This is a genomic window from Agrobacterium tumefaciens, assembly GCF_013337285.1.
Classification (GTDB): Bacteria; Pseudomonadota; Alphaproteobacteria; order Rhizobiales; family Rhizobiaceae; genus Agrobacterium; species Agrobacterium burrii.
Genome location: NZ_SUPW01000001.1, coordinates 662,550 through 679,803 on the forward strand (window position 1 = coordinate 662,550; position 17,254 = coordinate 679,803).

Here is a 17,254-nt window from a genome sequence, read left to right on the forward strand (position 1 = left end):
AGGGGTCTGTCATGTCTTGCCTGAGCAAGGGGCTTTTGCGCTCTTCCGCCATGCTGTCTATCCTGCTTGCCTTGACCGCCGGGTCGATTGGCTTGCCGAGCCGGGCCTTTGCGCTTTCCGAGCTGAAACCGGCGCAAAACACCGAAAGCGAGCCGCAGGCCCAGAACGGCGATCAGCCGCAGCAGCCACAGGTGGCTGAGCCGGATGAGATCGAAGGTGATTCGGACGGCATTCCCCTGCCCGACCCGTTGGTTGACCGTTCCGCCGGCAAGGGGAACCAACAGTCTGCCGCGCCGGGCAATACGCCGGAAATGTCCGTCGTCATCGAGCACGACATTTCCAAGGCCCCGGAAGCCGTTCGCAAGCTGCGCCAACAGATCATCGATGCAGCCGCTTCGGGTGATATCGAAAAATTGCGGCCCTTCATCGCCGCCGGTCAGAATGCATTCCGCATAGACAGTGGTGACGGCGAAGACCCGATCGCGGCGCTGAAAAGCTATTCCGGCGATCCCGACGGGCTGGAAGTACTGGCGATTATCATCGACCTTCTGTCGACGGGTTATGCCCATGTGGATGCCGGCACGCCGGATGAAGCCTACGTCTTCCCCTATTTCGCCGGGAAGCCGCTGAATACGCTGACGCCGCCGGAAAAGGTGGAGCTCCTGCGCATCATCACGGCGGGCGATCTGGCAGATATGCAGGAATTGGGCAATTACAGCTTCTACCGCATCGGCATTTCGCCTGATGGCAAGTGGAAGTTCTTCACCGCCGGCGATTGATCGCCTCACGGTGCTTGCCGTTCTCCGGTAAAAATCCTAACTGTGCGGAATGAGCCGTCCGGCGAAGTGCATCTGCATTTTGCCGGAGATCGCGCAGTCTCGATGAACCGAACGGTGACGCCATGCCTTCCGCCTTTCTTGCCGACCGCCGCCTGATCAGAGTTTCCGGCACAGGCGCCGAGGAATTTCTGAACAATCTCATCACCGCCGATGTTGAAAATTTGGCTGAGGGCGAAGCTCGCGCTTCGGCACTGCTGACGCCGCAGGGCAAGATCCTGTTCGATTTCCTGATTGCGCGCGATGGAGCGGATTACCTGATCGAGACGGGTGCCGCCGAGCAGGATGCGCTGCTGCGCCGCCTGACCATGTACAAGCTGCGCGCACCCATCGATCTGAAGGCTGAAGCGATCGAAGGCGTTAGTATTTTCTGGGATGAGAATGCGCCGGAGGCGGGCGTTCGGGATGGTCGTTTTGTCAAGGCGGGCGTCGATGTGTTCCGCGTGCCGGGCGCGTCGGCCACCGGCGACGCTGCAGCCTATGATGCGCTGCGCGTCGAACACGGCATTGCCGAATCCGGCCGGGATTATGCGCTGCAGGATGCATTTCCCCATGATGTGCTGATGGATGTGAATGACGGCGTTTCCTTCAAGAAGGGCTGCTTTGTCGGCCAGGAAGTCGTCTCCCGCATGAAACATCGCGGCACGGCAAGGCGTCGCGTCGTTACTGTTTCGGCGGAAGGTCCGCTTCCCGCCACAGGGACAGAGATTACCGCCAATGGAAAGCCTGTCGGCACGCTTGGGACCGTGTGCGGCAACACAGCGCTTGCCATTGTGCGGATTGATCGCATTGCCGATGCGCTTGCCTCCGACACCCCGATTCTTGCGGAAAATGTCACCGTAACCGTGGCCCTGCCGGTCTGGAGCGGCCTTGCCTTCCCGGCCGCCGATCCCGCAGCACGGGCGGAGGACTAGGCGTGGCTCCCGCAAAAAGCCCGCGCGCCTGGCAGCGCATGCTCTCCGGGCGGCGCCTCGATCTGCTTGACCCTTCGCCGCTCGACGTGGAAATCGCCGATATCGCCCACGGGCTTGCCCGCGTTGCCCGCTGGAACGGCCAGACGCGCGGCGATCATGCCTTTTCCGTCGCCCAGCACAGCCTCATCGTCGAGACGATTTTCTGCCGCATGTGTGCGGATGCGACGCCCGGCGACATGCAGATGGCGCTGTTGCATGATGCACCGGAATATGTGATTGGCGACATGATTTCGCCGTTCAAATCCGTGGTTGGCGGCGGTTACAAGACCGTGGAAAAACGGCTGGAGGCCGCCGTGCATCTGCGCTTCGGCCTGCCGCCGCATGCATCCCGCGAATTGAAGGACCGCATCAAGAAGGCCGATACGGTTGCCGCCTTTTTCGAGGCGACGGAGCTTGCCGGCTTTTCCACCGCCGAGGCGCAGAAATTCTTCGGCCTGCCGCGCGGCATCACCCGCGACATGTTCACCATCACGCCCATGCCCTCGACGGAAGCGCAGAAACTGTTCATCGAACGTTTCGAAGCAATCGAGGCGCTGCGCGCAACCAGGACCGGGAGCGCCACATGACGACCATCGTGGTATCGCCGCTGTCGCGGATCGCGGAAATGGCCGTGAAGCACAAGGCCCGCGAAATGGTGACGCTGATTGCCAGGGAGCAAAGCTTCCACCGCCCGGCCGTGATTGCTGTCGAACGACATCTGACGCTTGCCATGAACGACATCGCCTTCAAGGGCACTGGTAATCTTATCGCCCCTGATGATGCGCATGTGCTGAAACTCATCGATTTTGCACGGGAATGGGATCAGTCCGCGCCGCTGCTCATCCATTGCTGGATGGGGATTTCGCGCTCACCGGCCGCCGCCGTCATTGCCGCACTTAGCCTTTATCCGGATCAGGACGAAATGGCGCTTGCGCTTCGCCTGCGCGCCGTCTCGCCCTATGTCACCCCCAATGCCCGCATCATCGCCATCGGCGACCGGTTGCTGGCGCGGGAAGGCCGGCTGGTCAAGGCAATCAAGGCGATCGGCAGGGGGGCCGATACCGACGGCAATGTGCCTTTTGTGCTGCCGCTTGGCGGCTGACGCCCGATTTTTGGCGGAACCCCTGCGGCACCCGTTCGTTACCAACCCTGAACTGCAATGAAAATCACGGGATAATTCATGGAACAACAGGCAACCGATATCATCGTCGCATCGCAGGCGGCCGTGCGGCAGGCGAGCGCGCTGGCGGTGCAATATTCCTTTTCGATCGTCGGCGCGCTTCTGCTGTTGATCATCGGCTGGCTGGCCGCCACCTTCCTGCAGCGCTGGGCTTTTCAGGGCCTGTCGCGCATTCGCGGCTTCGATGCGACGCTCGCCGGTTTTTTCGCAGGCGCGATCCGTTATGTCGTGCTTATTCTGGTGCTGGTCATGGTGCTTGGCCAGTTCGGCGTGCAGACGGCTTCCATTCTCGCGGCGCTGGGTGCCGCCGGTCTCGCCATCGGCCTTGCGCTGCAGGGCACGCTGCAGAACATTGCCGCCGGCATCATGCTTCTGGTGCTGCGCCCCTTCCGGGTGGGTGAATATATCGAGACCAGCACGGTCAGCGGCACCGTGGTGGAAATCGGTTTGTTTGCCACCGAGCTCAAGACCAGCGACGGGCTTTATCGCCTCGCGCCCAATTCCACCCTTTGGAATGTACCGATCACCAATTACAGCCGCTTTCCCTCGCGCCGCCACGAGCTTAGCCTGACGGTGAAGAATGACGAGGATCTGGCTGCCGCGCAGGATATGCTGATGCGCGTGGTGCGCGCCGAAAGCCGGGTGCTGCTGGACCCTGTCCCCGTCACCTTCGTCGATTCCGTCAGCGCCGATAGCGCCACGGTCAAATTGCGCTATTGGGTGCGCAGCGAGAGTTATTTCGCAACGACCCGCGATGTGACGAAGGCCATGAAGCTTGCCTTTGATGAACGCAAGGCGGAAGTGAGCGCGCAGCCCGCCTGAGGCCTCAAAGCTCTCTTTTCCCCTCCTCCATGTCTCAAGCGCGGTGGCCTTTGATGGCCATCGCGCTTTTTCATTATGGCACGTCAGCCCGCACCCTTGCGTCATGCAAAAGACACCTCTATAGGTCATACTGTAATGTTATTACGTAACCTAATTTATCTTGACGGACTGAAGAGGGCCGAAACAATGCAGAAGAAACACATCCTCGTCACCGGCGCGGTGGCACTTGGTTCCATGCTGCTGGTGGCAGCTGCTGCCACGGCCGCCGGGGGTGACAAATCCGCCGCCCACAGACATGACCATGGGCACGATCACGGCCACCAGATGACCGAGGCGGAAAAGAAGATTTACAGCGGTTATTTCGAGGATGCCCAGGTGAAGCCGCGCACGCTTTCCGACTGGGACGGCGACTGGCAGTCTGTTTATCCTTACCTGCTGAACGGCTCGCTTGATTCCGTCATGGCCGAAAAAGCCGCACATGGCGACAAGACGGCCGCAGAATATCGCGCCTATTACGACATCGGTTACAAGACGGATGTGAACCGCATCGTCATCAAGGGTGACAGCGTGGCTTTTTACAGGGAAGGCAAACCGGTCGAAGGCACATATGCCAGCGACGGCCAGGAAATCCTGACCTACAAGAAGGGCAATCGCGGCGTGCGATATATCTTCAAGAAGACCGCCGGTGACGAGGCCGCACCGCAGTTCATCCAGTTCAGCGACCACTCCATCGCCCCGGTAAAGGCCGGTCATTACCACCTCTATTGGGGGAATGACCGCAAGGCCCTGCTGGACGAAGTCACCAATTGGCCGACCTATTATCCGTTCCTGATGGACGGCGCTGATATCGTCAAGGAAATGGCGGCGCATTGAGCCATCGCAGGCTCCGGCTTTCCAAGGTTGGAGAATGCCCAGCGAGCGCCTCTTTCGCCTTCTCCCCGCCGGGGAGAAGGTCGCGGCAGCGGGTTGAGGGGGCTAGGCCAGAGATATCCGGTGAGCTTGCCCCTCATCCGACCCTTCGGGCCACCTTCTCCCCGGCGGGGAGAAGAAACGATCGTCCCCTTCACTGACCCATGGTCGAACGATGCGCCCAGCCGGTCATGCGTTTCTCCAGCCAGGCCATGATGGCGTACATGACGATGCCTTCCACCGCGAGCATCAGGAGGCCGGCAAAGACCAGTGGGACGTTGAACTGGCTCTGCGCCGAACTCATCATGTTACCGAGGCCATAATTGGAGGCGACGGTTTCCGAGACAACCGAGCCGACGAAGGCAAGCGTGATGGCGATTTTCAGCGAGCCGAAGAAATACGGCATGGAACGCGGAATGCCGACCTTCAGCATGATGTCCATTTTCTTCGCGCCGAGCGCCCGCAGCACGTCCTCGGTTTCCGGCTCGATGGTGGCAAGGCCGGTGGCGACATTAACGACGATGGGAAAGAAGGAAATCAGGAAGGCGGTCAACACCGCGGGGACAGTGCCGATGCCGAACCAGATGACGAGGATGGGCACCAGCGCCACTTTGGGGATGGCGTTAAAGCCAATCATCAACGGATAAAGCCCGGCATAGATGGTTTTCGACCAGCCGATGAACAGGCCGATGGCAAGGCCGGCGACAACAGCGATGGCAAAGCCCAACGTCGTCGTATAAAGCGTCTGCAGCGAATTCTTCCAGATCGGCGACCAATATTGCAGGATGGCCTGACCTACTCTCACCGGTGACGGCAGGATGGTGGGCGGCATTTTCAGCGCATAAACCAGCAGTTCCCACAGCACGAAGAGCGCCAGCGTATAAAGCCAGGGGGCGGCCTTCACCCAGTTGACGCGGGCAATCAGCGGCTTGCGCGGCTCGGCCGTGACGGTGCTTTCCATGATCGCGCTCATGCCGCCACCCGCGCCTGCGCGATTTCACCATGCAGTGCCTGCACCATGTCGTTGAAACCCTTGTCATACATGAGATCGAGCTGACGCGGGCGGGCGAAGGGCACGCGATGTTCCGCCAGGACGCGGCCCGGCCTTGCGCTCATCACGAAAATCTTGTCGGCGAGGAAGGTCGCTTCACGCAGATCGTGGGTTACCAGAATGATGGTCACGCGCTGTGCGGCGTGCAGATCGCGGATGACGCACCACAACTCCTCGCGGGTAAAGGCGTCGAGCGCACCGAATGGTTCATCCAGCATCAGCAGATCCGGCTCGTGGATCAGCGCGCGGCAGAGATTGGCGCGCTGCTGCATGCCGCCGGAAAGCTGCCATGGATATTTTGAGCCAAAGCCCTTCAGACCGACGATCTCCAGAAGGCGCTCGGCTTTCGCGACATATTCCGCCTTGTGGGCCCGCAGACGGCGGCGGTGTTTCTCGACGATTTCCAGCGGCAGCAGGATGTTCTCCAGCGTCGTGCGCCAGGGCAGCATCGTCGGGTTCTGAAACGCCATGCCAACGATGGAGACCGGCTCCGTGACCTGCCGTCCGGCAACAATGACATTGCCCTTTTGCGGAATATGCAGCCCCGTCACCAGTTTCATCAGCGTGGACTTGCCGCAGCCCGACGGGCCGACAACGGCCGCGAATTCACCCTTGTCGACCGCCAGGTTCAAACCGGATACGGCCAGTGTGCCGGCCGACCCGCCATAACGCATGTCGACATTGTCTATTTCCACGAGATGTGACATCGCAGTCCCCGTTTTCAGTTGCTGATCGGGCCGTTTAATCCCGCAGCGTTGCTGCTTGTTTCTCCTCCTCGCCGGGGAGAAGGCGGCCCGAAGGGTCGGATGAGGGGGCGACGCCATCGAGAAACCGAGAGCTTGCCCCCTCATCCCGCTGCCGCGGACTTCTCCCCGGCGGGGAGAAGAAGTGAGCGGCGCCCACTCGGCCCATTCGATTGTCCTGCGGAGGCTACCGCTTCAAGAGCATGGCAAAACCGTTCCGCTTGTTTCTTCTCCCCGCCGGGGAGAAGGTGGCCCGAAGGGTCGGATGAGGGGGCGACGCCAGCGAGAGACTGAGAGCTTGCCCCCTCATCCCGCGGCCGCGGACTTCTCCCCGGCGGGGAGAAGAAGCAGGCCGCACCCGCTCATTTTACCCATCAGGGCAGCATGCGCTCTTCCTTGGCCGGCAGGTAGGTCGCATCGAACACCTGCTCCGCCTTCACATTGCCCTTCAGGCCCATGGAAACTTTCAACGTCTCGACGGAGGCGGCAAGCCGGGCCGGATCGACACCACCCATGCCGTTTTCCACCACATAAGGCGTCTTGATGTTCATGCTGTTGGCCATGTTCAGGCGCTCCAGCTCGATGGCGCTGTCCAGCGTCTCGTTGCGCTTCAGCACCGCCGCCACGCCTTCTTCCGGCGTCTTGACGGAATCGGCAAAGCCCTTGGCCAGCGCTTTCAGGAACCCCTTCACGGCATCAGGGTTTTTCTCAGCGAAATCAGTGTTTACCAGCACCGCATTACCATAAAGATTCAAGCCATGCTCAGCCATCAGGATGGTCGAGATGTCGTCATCGGCAATGCCCTGCTTCTTCAAGTTGAGGATGACAGAAAAAGCAAAACCGAAGACAGCATCGACATCGCCCTTGGCAAGCATCGGTTCACGCACCGGAAAACCGATCGATTCGATCTTGATCTTGCTCTCATCGAGACCCGCGACCTGCTTGAAGGCCGGCCATTGCGCAAAGGCGCCATCCGGCGGCGGCGCACCGAGCTTCTTGCCTTCCAGCGACTTCGGATCACCCGTGACGCCGAGCGACTTGCGGCCGACGACGGCAAAGGTCGGGCGCTCATAGACCATATAAACGGCCTTGATCTTCTGGTTCGGATCCTCGTCGAGGAACTTCATCACCGAGTTGATATCGCCGAACCCCATCTCGTAGGCGCCGGTCGCCACACGTGGAATGGCTTCCACCGAGCCATTGCCGCTGTCGATCGTGACGTCGAGGCCTTCCGCCTTGAAGTAACCCTTGTCGAGCGCCAGCAGGAAGCCGGCGGCGGGGCCTTCGAATTTCCAGTCGAGCGTGAATTTGACCGGCGTTTCGGCATAAGCGCCCGTCACCGGCAGCACCATTCCGGCTGTAACGCCGATGGCAGCAATGGCTAGCCCTTTGGACAACAACCTGCGCGTTAAGATCATCTATTCCCCCTGATGGTTTTGTTGGATTGGTTGCATAAGAGCCAATTCCCACCCTCAAGGCAAGATAAAATTGCATACAAAATAGCCGTTATTTTGTATGCTTATTTTATATGCAAATTAGTTTTATGTAGAGGCACAAAGCCCAGTTTCTGCGCAGCGTGCGTGCAACGAAGCGGAAGCAATATCGTTCACGCAGAGAACACAGCGTTCTCATTTGCCGGGGTTGCGGATCAGGCGCAGCGTAGGACAAATAGGGCGACGAACAGCAGGCGAAACGACGGGACGGCAAGATGAATTCTGCACTGGGCATACACCACATCACCATGATCACCCGGAAGGTGCAGGCGAATGTGGATTTCTACGCTGGCTTCCTCGGCTTGAAGCTGGTCAAGCGCACCGCCGGCTTCGAAGACGCCATGCAGCTTCACCTGCTTTATGGCGACGACATCGCCTCGCCCGGCTCGCTTCTGACATTTCTCGTCTGGGAAGATGGCGGCCAGGGCCGCGTCGGTTACGGCCAGACACTCGAAGTCTCGGTAGCGATCGATCCGGCCGCCATCGGCTTCTGGCTGACGCGAGCGTTGAAATTCGGCATCCGCGCCGAGGGGCCATCCGACGAATTCGGCGAGCCGGTCATCCGGCTGAAAGATCCTGACGGCCTGATCGTCAAGCTGGTCGGCACCCATGCCTTTGCCGATGCCACGCCACATGTGACAGACGATATTTCTGCGCACGACGCGATTCGCCGCATCTATGGCGCGACGATGCTGAGCGAAGTACCGGAGGAAACCGTGGCGTTTCTGGAAAAGCACTTCGGCTACCGTCAGGAAAGCCAGACTGGCGCGATCCGCCGGCTCGTCTCCGACAGCGGCGACATCATCGACGTGCGCGATGCCACCGGCTTCTGGTCCAGCGCGCCGGGCACCGGCACGGTCGATCACATCGCCTTCCGCGCTGAGGATATGGATGAGCTGAATGCGGTGCTCACCGGGCTGAAATCGCTCAATTCCAGCACCACCAATGCCCATGACCGGAAGTATTTCCATTCGCTCTATGTCCGCGAACCGGGCGGCGTGCTGATCGAAATGGCAACCGACGGCCCCGGCATGACGATCGACGAACCGCTGGAAGCGCTCGGCGAACAATTGTTCATTCCGCCGCTGTTCATGAAGGACGAGGCGGATGTGCGCGTCGCCCTGCCGCAATTCTCCATGCCGGGCGAGGAGCGTATCATTTATCGCGACCTGCCCTTCGTGCATCGGTTCTATACGCCCGAGGAGCCCGATGGCAGCACCATCATCCTGCTGCACGGCTCGGGCGGCAGCGAAACAAGCCTGATGCCGCTGGCGCACAGGGCCGCGCGCGGCGCGACACTTTTAGGCGTGCGCGGCAGAAGCACGGAAGAAGAGATCGCCCGCTGGTTCCGGCGTTTCCCCGATTTCAGCTTCGACCAGAACGATATTGCAGCAGAAGCAGAGGCCTTTGCCGCCTTTGTCGAGGGTGCGATCCGTTCCTACGGTCTTGATCGTTCGAAGTTGCGGTTTATCGGCCATTCGAATGGCGCAAATTTCTATGCGGCCTTTGCCGCACTTTATCCCGACCTTGCCGGAGACGCCCTGCTCTACCGCCCCATGCCAGTTCTCGATACGTGGCCGCAAACCGATCTTTCCGGCCGGAATTTCCTGCTCGTCGCCGGCGAACGCGACAAATATCGCGACGGAGCAACCGCGCTGCAAGGCCGGCTTGCGGCAAGCGGCGCGGAGGTACGGGTGGAAATTCTGGATGACGGGCATGATCTGGGGCTTGCCGACATAGAAGCGGCGCGGCGCTGGCTGGCGGATGCTTCCTGATTTTCGATAGATGGGCATGCGCCGAGCGGGTGCCGCCCATTTCTTCTCCCCGCCGGGGAGAAGGTGGCCCGAAGGGTCGGATGAGGGGGCAACGCCAACGATAGACCGAGAGCTTGCCCCCTCATCCCGCTACCGCGGACTTCTCCCCGGCGGGGAGAAGAAACAAGTGACACCCGCTCGCTCCATGTTACCCCCTGCCATACATCAACCGGGCCTTGCATAAATTCACCAAAAGGGCTTTAAAAACAGCTTCGTAATTGGAGAGCCCGTTTGGAAATCCCGTTTCTCATCCTCGCCCTCATCGCGGCCTTTATCTACACGCTGGTCGCGAGCATCCGTAATTCAAGCCGAATCAAGTCGCTGGAACGTGAGGTCCTCAGCCTCAAGCGGCTGATGGCTGCCGGGGTCACGTCTCCCGTGACGGCACAGGCTGAAAGCGCGGAATCCTCGGAAAAGACGGATTTCGAGGCGGAAGAGACAAATGGAGATTTGCCCGAAGCAGCGGCTTCCCAAGCTGAATATGCCTCAAAGCCCGAGGAAGCTGCCGCGATAGTGGAAGCTGGGGACGTAGCCCGTGAAGAAGCGCCGCCTGCGCTCGCCAGCGAGACCGCGTCCGCGCCAGCCACGAAAGAAAGCTTCGAAAGCCTGCTCGGCGCGCGCTGGGCTGTCTGGGCCGGCGGGTTGGCGCTGGCACTTGGCGGTATTTTCCTCGTCAAATATTCGATCGAATCGGGGCTGCTCAGCCCGGCAGTCAGGCTTTCGCTTGCCGCCATTTTCGGCCTCGTTCTCGGGCTTGCCGGCGAAGCGATCCGCCGCAAGGCGGTGCCGGGCATCGCCGCCGCCTATTCCAACGCCATGATACCGGGCGTGCTGACGGCGGTCGGCGCTTTGACGCTGTTCGGCGTGGTTTATGCGGCCTATGGAATTTATGACTATATCGGCTCAGGAACAGCTTTCATCCTGCTTGGGCTTGTCGCCTTTGCCACCATTGGCCTGTCGTTGCTGCATGGGCAGGCGCTGGCCGGTCTTGGTCTTCTCGGCTCGATGCTGACGCCGGCGCTGATTTCCAGCGAAACGCCAAATATCTGGGCGCTGTTCGTTTTCCTGACGATCTCGTGGCTGGCGACGGCGGCGGCCGCACGCAGGCAGGGCTGGACCGTGGTTCCGTCACTTGCCAATGCCGGCCTTGGCCTCTGGGCGCTCGGCTATATCGGCTTTTCCGAGACGATCAATGCCGAACCACCGACGCTCGCATTGCTCGTCATGCTGGCCGGCACGATCTTCCTGTGGCCCGGGAAACACCTCGACACGCCGCCGGCAGACACCGGTGAAACCGCCGCCCCGGAGCGGCGCGCCATCCGTGCCCTGCGGCTTCTGCTGCGCCCGTCGCTTGCCATCAACCTCACCGTATCGATGGCCGTCATCCTGCCGGCCATCGGCTTCCTGTTCGCCAGTGGCGGTGTCGACACCCACCCGGCGCTGATCGTCTCGGCGCTCATCGCAGCACTTGCGGCCCTAGGTGCTGCCCGCCACTACGCGGTGTGGCCGGCCATCATCGCCGCGCTCGGGGCGCAGACGGCGGTCGCGCTGATGTCGCGGCAGGGCATCGATTTCATCGGCCTTATCAACGATACCGGCGTAACGCTTCCACCCGTCGGAACAGGCTATACGGCTGAAATCGCCATGGCGCTTGGCCTCGGCGCTGTCCTCGTGCTGTGCGCCTTCTCCTTCCTGAGACGCAAGGGCGCTGATGATGCGGATTTTGCCCAGCTGTGGGCGGGTATTGCTGCGCTGTTCCCGGTCTGGCTGGCAACGGCAAGCTTCGTTGAATATGGCAATCTCGGCCGCGACTGGCTGCACGCCGCCTATGGTCTCGGTCTCGGCCTGGTGCTGATTGCCGGGGCCGAATGGCTGCACCGGCAGCACAACGAAGCCTATCGCAAGCCGCTCAACATTCTCGTGCTCGGCTCGTTTGCCGCCTTCGCGCTCAGCCTGCACACGCTGACGGAAGGGCTCGCGACAACCGTTCTGCTTTCGGTTATCGGCTTTGTTTATGTGCTGGCCAGCCGTTACCGCAACTGGGATGTGCTGCCCTGGGTCATGGCGGTGGCAAGCGTTGCCGTTCTCGGCCGCATCGCCTGGGAACCCACCATTGTCGGGCCGCAAAATCTTGGGCTCACGCCGGTCTTCAACGCCCTTCTGCCGGGTTACGGCATTCCCGCACTGCTTGCCGTCGCCTCGGCATGGCTGCTGCGCGACTGGCCGGGTGTCCGGGCAAAGAACTTCCTGCAGGCGATTGCCAGCGTCATGGGGCTTCTCGCCGTCGCCATCCTCATCCGCCACGCGATGAATGGCGGCACGCTTGATAACAGCGTTCCGACGCTTGGCGAACAGTCGATCTACACGCTGCTGACCATCGGCTTCTCGGGCGTGCTGATGACGCTGGATCTCAAGAGCCCCAGCCCCGTCTTCCGTTACGGCTCGATGATTGCCGGCGTGATAGCCGTCATCAACGTGCTGACGATGCATTTCTTCACGCTCAACCCCTATTTCACCGGCGAAAATACCGGGCGCATTCCAGTCCTCAACCTGCTGCTGATCGGTTACCTCCTGCCGGCGCTCGCCTATGGCGGCCTTGCCTATTATGCGCGGGGAAAACGTCCGCCGCCCTATGTCAGCATGCTGGCGGTGGCGGGTGCGGCACTCGGTTTTGCCTGGGCCACACTTTCGGTTCGCCGGTTCTGGCAGGGCGAAAACATCGCCGACTGGAAGGGCTTTATGCAGGGCGAGACCTACAGCTATTCGGTGGTCTGGCTGCTGATCGGCGTGCTGCTGCTGGTGCTCGGCTCGCGCTTTAATGCCCGCAGCCTGCGTCTGGCATCGGCTGCCTTCGTTTTGATCTCGGTTGCCAAGGCATTCCTGATCGACATGAGCAACCTTGAAGGCGTGCTGAGAGCCCTGTCCTTCATCGGGCTCGGCGCAGTGCTGATCGGCATCGGCCTGTTCTACCAGAAAATCCTGACCCGGAAGCCGCAGACATGATCGCGGCCGAGGCTTTCGCGCCCTACGCGGCGCTTGCGCAGGACTTGATACCGCACGCCGCCGATACGGGCGACGGCTCGCATGATCTTGCCCATATTCACCGCGTCTTCCGCAACGCCATGCGCATCCATGCGGGCGAAGGCGGCGATGGCACCGTACTCGCAGCGAGCGTGCTGCTGCATGATTGCGTGGCGGTGGAAAAGAACTCGCCGCTTCGCGCGCAGGCCTCACGGCTTGCGGCGGAAAAGGCCTCGGGCATTCTGGCCGGGCTTGGTTGGAAACAGGTGGACATCGATGCTGCCGCGCACGCCATCACCACCCACAGTTTTTCCGCCAATATCGAACCGCGCACACTGGAGGCGAAAATCCTTCAGGATGCCGACCGGCTGGATGCCATCGGCATGGTGGGGGCGGCGCGCTGCTTTTATATTGCCGGACGCATGGGTTCGGCGCTTTACGATCCGGCCGATCCGCTGGCGAAAGACCGGCCGCTTGACGACCGCGCCTTTGCCATCGACCATTTCGAAACCAAGCTGTTCAAACTGGCGGACGGCTTTCGCACCGGGACGGGGCGGCAGATGGCCAAGGCCCGCCATGAGCGGCTGCAACAAGTACTCGACCTGTTTCTCGACGAGATTTGAGGATATCCAAGATGCATGTGACCGAACTCAACATCTATCCGCTGAAAAGCGCGCGCGGCATTCCCCTCTCCGAGAGCGCTGTTTCGGCCGAGGGCCTGCCGGGCGATCGTCGCGCCATGTTGATCGACCCTTCCGGCCATTTCATCACCCAGCGCGAACTGCCTGCCATAGCCACGGTTCTGGCGCGGCATGAGGATGGCGGAATGGCGCTTGCGCGGGACAACGACGACGAGATCGTCGCAAGACCTTCCGGAGAGCGCATGGATGTGGCGGTGTGGAAATCGATCGTCAGCGCCAATATCGCCGATGACGAGACCAACGATACGCTCTCGGCGTGGCTGGGGCGCGAGGTAAAGCTGGCATTCTTCGATGATGCCTCGGAACGCATTGCGAGCCTCGAATGGACCGGCAACGAAACGCCCGTCACCTTTGCGGACGGCTACCAGATCCTCGTCACCACCACCGCCTCGCTTGCCGCGCTGAACGACAATATGCGCGCCAATGGCGAGGACGCGGTCGGCATGGAGCGGTTCCGGCCGAATATCGTGCTGGACACGGACGAAGCATGGGCGGAGGACCGCTGGGCGGCCATCGAGATCGGCGGCATTCGTTTTGATCTCGTCAAGCCCTGCGCCCGCTGCATCATGACCACGCAAGACCAGATAACCGGCTCCCGCGACGTGCCCTCGCCCATGAAGGCCATGGGCCGCATCCGCATGTCGGGTGACCGGCGCGTGCCCGGCCCGCTGTTCGGCTGGAACGTGACACCGCGCAGTCAGGGCAGACTGTCGGTCGGCGACGTGGCCAAGGTGGTGGAGGAACGGCCGGAAGGCTGGGCGATCAAGAGGCGCTAGGCCACGGGCGTTGCAGCGCCCCTCATGCCACTACGGCTTGCGGGCGCTGACGATCAGAAAGATCGGGCGGCGATCTTCGTGCTTCATCTCCGGTCGCTCCGCGAGCAAGGCGGGATCGGGCCTCGGCTCGGCCAGACGCGTCAGGGTAAAGCCGGCGGAAAGCAGGCTGTTGAGAATACCTGACACCGTGCGGTGATATTTGACGACATCATCGGCCATCCAGTTGGAATGGCGCACGCCCTCATTCTGATAATTATCGAGCGGCCAGTGGAGGATTTCGCCATCCTCGCCGTAAAACCAGTCCTGTTTTTCCAGCGCGGTGAAAACGGGATGTTCGATGGAAAAGATGAACTCACCGCCGGATTTCAGCACGGTGGAAACTCTCGCGAATGCCAGGTCGAGATCACGGACATAATGCAGGGCGAGAGAACTCAGCACCACATCGAAACTTTCCGGCGGAAAATCGATGTCCTCGATTGCCGCCCGACGATATTCGATACCGGTGCTGCCATTTATTTCGGCGGCACGGCGCAGCATGTTTTCCGAAAGATCAACGCCGACGACACGGGCCGCCCCCTGCTCTGCCGCATAACGGCAATGCCAGCCGAAACCGCAACCGAGATCGAGTAGGCTCCGGCCCTGCAACGGCGGAAGCATGGCGCGCAGTTCGTGCCACTCGCCGGCCTGCCGCAACCCTTCCACGGAGCGTGGCATGGCGCTGTAGCGCTCGAAAAACCCGGGGTCGTCGTAAATATTCTGCTTCATCGTCATCTCTCCGGAATTCCGGCAATAATGTGCGGGCATCCCATCAATCCCATGAATACTGGGGGTCAAGAAAAGTCGCTAGTGAGGACGGCTGACAAAAGCTAATATTCATCCCGATCAGAGGGAATCTGCAGAAGATTTGCGCCATCTCCAAGGCGCATGCTGCAGCAGGAGAATTTCATGTCGCAAGCCACACGCCAGACCATGCCCTGGCTGATTATCGCCGCCGGGTCGCTGATTGCCGTCATGACCTTCGGGCCGCGTTCGGCCATGGGCTTCTTCCAGTTGCCGATGCTGGCCGATACCGGCTGGGATCGCTCCACCTTCGGCCTCGCCATGGCCTTGCAGAACCTTTTCTGGGGCCTCGGCCAGCCCTTCTTCGGCGCCATCGCCGATAAATACGGCACGGGCCGCGTGCTCGTGCTGTCAGGCTTTCTTTATGCCGCCGGCCTCATCTGCATGTCCTTCGGCACCTCGCCGTTCTGGCTGCATTTCGGCGGTGGCGTGCTTGTCGGGCTTGGCATCGCGGCCGGCTCCTTCAGCGTCATCCTGTCTGCCTTCGCGCGCCATGTGACGCCGCAGCAGCGCTCGCTCGCCTTCGGCATCGGCACGGCGGCGGGTTCAGCGGGCATGTTCCTGTTTGCGCCCATCAGCCAGGGGCTGATTTCCACCTATGGCTGGTCGGATACGCTCGTCTGGCTTGCCGTCATGATGATGCTCGTGCCGCTGCTCGCCTTTCCGATGCGCGGCAACTCCTCTTCCGGTAGCCAGTCACAGACGCAGTTCCAGCAGACGGCGGGCGAGGCGCTGCGGGAAGCGCTGGGTCACAAGAGCTATCTCCTGTTGACGACAGGCTTTTTCGTCTGCGGTTTCCAGGTGGCCTTCATCACCGCGCATTTCCCGGCCTATCTCGGCGATATCGGCATCGAACCGCGTTACGCCGTCATTGCCATGGCGCTGATCGGCTTCTTCAATATCATCGGGTCGCTCGCCGCCGGCGTCATCGCCCAGCGTTATTCGAAACCCTATATGCTGGCCTATATCTATATCGCCCGCTCGGTTGTCGTGACGGCCTTCCTGCTCCTGCCGCAATCACCGCTTTCGGTCATCCTCTTCGCGGCCGTCATGGGCATTCTCTGGCTTTCCACCGTGCCGCCCACCAATGCGCTGGTGGCGATCATGTTCGGCACCCGCCATCTCGGCATGCTCGGCGGCGTCGTGTTCCTGTCGCACCAGATCGGCTCGTTCCTCGGCGTCTGGCTCGGCGGTTTCCTTTACGACCGGCTCGGCTCCTATGATCTCGTCTGGTGGCTGGGAGTCGGCATGGGGATTTTTGCAGCCATCGTGCATTGGCCCATTCAGGAGCGGCCCGCGCCGCGGCCGGCAATGGCCTGAGACTACACGGCCTTATCGAGCGCGGGCGGTGACGCCCTGCGCTGCAGCGCCTTCAGCGCCGCCTGCACGAAACCGTCGCGGGCGGCGTTTTCATTCAGGCCACGCGGATCATAGACATGCCGGTTGAGGAAATGGGCGGTCAGGCGGAAGGCCGCCGCGAGGCTTTCAGGATCGGCAGCTTTCGACTGGCCCTCACCGAGAAAAGCGGGCAATGACAGCATCCGGGCCGCATAGGGCGCGCCTGCCGTGCGGCAAACCGCCCTGCCCGTTTTCGGCGACACATAGATGAGATCGGTGCGCAGCCCGGTCGCCGCGCATTCGGTGAGATCGAGCCCGAAACCCAGATCGTTCAGCACGGCGAGTTCAAACCGCACGAACAATTCCCCGGCATCGGCCGGCTCATGAAGATTGTCGAGAATGATATCGAGCGCCTGATAGAGATGCGGATGCGGATCGCGCTCCGGTAGAAGCCTGAGAAGCGCGCCCATGGCCTGCACGCCGTAGACGGCGGTCGCCGTTTCCATCAGCTGGGCTGCGCGCAATTGCAGCGGCTCGATGCGGTATTCGCCGAGATGATCGTGAAGACGCGCCCGCCAGATGACATCCACCCGGTTGCCGGCCTGCAGCACAGGCTGCATGCTGCGGGAGCGCCCGGAGCGCACCATGCCGAGGTGTCGGCCGCGCGTACGGGTCATCACCTCGGCGATGACGCTCGTTTCGCCATGGCGTTTTACGCCGAGAATGATTGCCTCATCCTGCCACTGCATGAAACCTGTCCGAACTCCGATTTGAAGC

16 protein-coding genes are annotated in these 17,254 nt (G+C 61.3%); 11 read left to right on the plus strand and 5 right to left on the minus strand.

Annotated elements, in window-relative coordinates; all coding sequences use genetic code 11:
• Positions 1–11: 11 nt before the first annotated feature.
• The 6 genes from FCH38_RS03200 to FCH38_RS03225 all read left to right on the plus strand — a co-directional run bounded on the left by FCH38_RS03200 (position 12) and on the right by FCH38_RS03225 (position 4,664).
• Positions 12–779 (plus strand): hypothetical protein, encoded by a 768-nt coding sequence (locus FCH38_RS03200; RefSeq protein ID WP_174372801.1) that lies wholly within the window; start codon positions 12–14, stop codon positions 777–779.
• A gap of 122 nt (positions 780–901) precedes the next feature.
• Positions 902–1,750 (plus strand): YgfZ/GcvT domain-containing protein, encoded by an 849-nt coding sequence (locus FCH38_RS03205; RefSeq protein ID WP_174372802.1) that lies wholly within the window; start codon positions 902–904, stop codon positions 1,748–1,750.
• A gap of 2 nt (positions 1,751–1,752) precedes the next feature.
• Entirely contained in the window at positions 1,753–2,376 is a 624-nt protein-coding gene (locus FCH38_RS03210) for a YfbR-like 5'-deoxynucleotidase (protein WP_174372803.1), read from the plus strand.
• Positions 2,373–2,891 carry a tyrosine phosphatase family protein gene (locus FCH38_RS03215; RefSeq protein ID WP_174372804.1) on the plus strand — a complete coding sequence of 173 codons (519 nt, stop codon included), beginning with the start codon at positions 2,373–2,375 and terminating at the stop codon, positions 2,889–2,891. The genes FCH38_RS03210 and FCH38_RS03215 overlap by 4 nt, the downstream gene beginning before the upstream one ends.
• Positions 2,892–2,969: 78 nt before the next feature.
• Entirely contained in the window at positions 2,970–3,791 is an 822-nt protein-coding gene (locus FCH38_RS03220) for a mechanosensitive ion channel family protein (protein WP_174372805.1), read from the plus strand.
• Positions 3,792–3,977: 186 nt separating this feature from the next.
• The gene (locus tag FCH38_RS03225) at positions 3,978–4,664 is read left to right on the plus strand and encodes a metal-binding protein ZinT (RefSeq protein ID WP_174372806.1); all 687 of its coding nucleotides are present in this window, start codon (positions 3,978–3,980) and stop codon (positions 4,662–4,664) included.
• A gap of 190 nt (positions 4,665–4,854) precedes the next feature.
• On the opposite strand, the gene FCH38_RS03230 is transcribed toward FCH38_RS03225, so the two are convergent.
• The 3 genes from FCH38_RS03230 to FCH38_RS03240 all read right to left on the minus strand — a co-directional run bounded on the left by FCH38_RS03230 (position 4,855) and on the right by FCH38_RS03240 (position 7,912).
• Positions 4,855–5,673 (minus strand): ABC transporter permease, encoded by an 819-nt coding sequence (locus FCH38_RS03230; RefSeq protein ID WP_046798769.1) that lies wholly within the window; start codon positions 5,671–5,673, stop codon positions 4,855–4,857.
• Positions 5,670–6,458, minus strand: coding sequence for an ABC transporter ATP-binding protein (locus FCH38_RS03235; protein WP_174372807.1), 789 nt, complete (start codon positions 6,456–6,458; stop codon positions 5,670–5,672). The genes FCH38_RS03230 and FCH38_RS03235 overlap by 4 nt, the downstream gene beginning before the upstream one ends.
• 410 nt (positions 6,459–6,868) lie before the next feature.
• Positions 6,869–7,912, minus strand: coding sequence for an ABC transporter substrate-binding protein (locus tag FCH38_RS03240; RefSeq protein WP_174372808.1), 1,044 nt, complete (start codon positions 7,910–7,912; stop codon positions 6,869–6,871).
• Positions 7,913–8,202: 290 nt separating this feature from the next.
• Here FCH38_RS03240 and FCH38_RS03245 point away from each other — a divergent pair, with 290 nt between their 5' ends.
• The 4 genes from FCH38_RS03245 to FCH38_RS03260 all read left to right on the plus strand — a co-directional run bounded on the left by FCH38_RS03245 (position 8,203) and on the right by FCH38_RS03260 (position 14,299).
• Complete coding sequence (locus FCH38_RS03245; RefSeq protein WP_174372809.1) at positions 8,203–9,762, plus strand: VOC family protein; 1,560 nt, start codon at positions 8,203–8,205, stop codon at positions 9,760–9,762.
• A gap of 270 nt (positions 9,763–10,032) precedes the next feature.
• Positions 10,033–12,804: a DUF2339 domain-containing protein gene (locus FCH38_RS03250; protein ID WP_174372810.1), complete on the plus strand. Its 2,772-nt coding sequence runs from the start codon at positions 10,033–10,035 to the stop codon at positions 12,802–12,804.
• Positions 12,801–13,445 (plus strand): HD domain-containing protein, encoded by a 645-nt coding sequence (locus FCH38_RS03255; RefSeq protein WP_149897986.1) that lies wholly within the window; start codon positions 12,801–12,803, stop codon positions 13,443–13,445. Before FCH38_RS03250 ends, FCH38_RS03255 begins: the two co-directional genes overlap by 4 nt.
• An 11-nt stretch (positions 13,446–13,456) precedes the next feature.
• On the plus strand, positions 13,457–14,299 hold the full coding sequence (locus tag FCH38_RS03260; RefSeq protein ID WP_174372811.1) for an MOSC domain-containing protein: 843 nt from the start codon (positions 13,457–13,459) through the stop codon (positions 14,297–14,299).
• Positions 14,300–14,329: 30 nt separating this feature from the next.
• Here the strand turns inward: FCH38_RS03260 and FCH38_RS03265 are convergent, their stop codons facing one another.
• Complete coding sequence (locus tag FCH38_RS03265) at positions 14,330–15,064, minus strand: class I SAM-dependent methyltransferase (protein ID WP_174372812.1); 735 nt, start codon at positions 15,062–15,064, stop codon at positions 14,330–14,332.
• A gap of 180 nt (positions 15,065–15,244) precedes the next feature.
• On the opposite strand from FCH38_RS03265, the gene FCH38_RS03270 reads away from it, so the two are divergent.
• Complete coding sequence (locus FCH38_RS03270) at positions 15,245–16,459, plus strand: MFS transporter (protein WP_149897989.1); 1,215 nt, start codon at positions 15,245–15,247, stop codon at positions 16,457–16,459.
• 2 nt (positions 16,460–16,461) lie between these two features.
• Here the strand turns inward: FCH38_RS03270 and recO are convergent, their stop codons facing one another.
• Positions 16,462–17,226, minus strand: a complete 765-nt coding sequence (gene recO / locus FCH38_RS03275; protein ID WP_174372813.1) for a DNA repair protein RecO — start codon at positions 17,224–17,226, stop codon at positions 16,462–16,464.
• Positions 17,227–17,254: the final 28 nt, after the last annotated feature.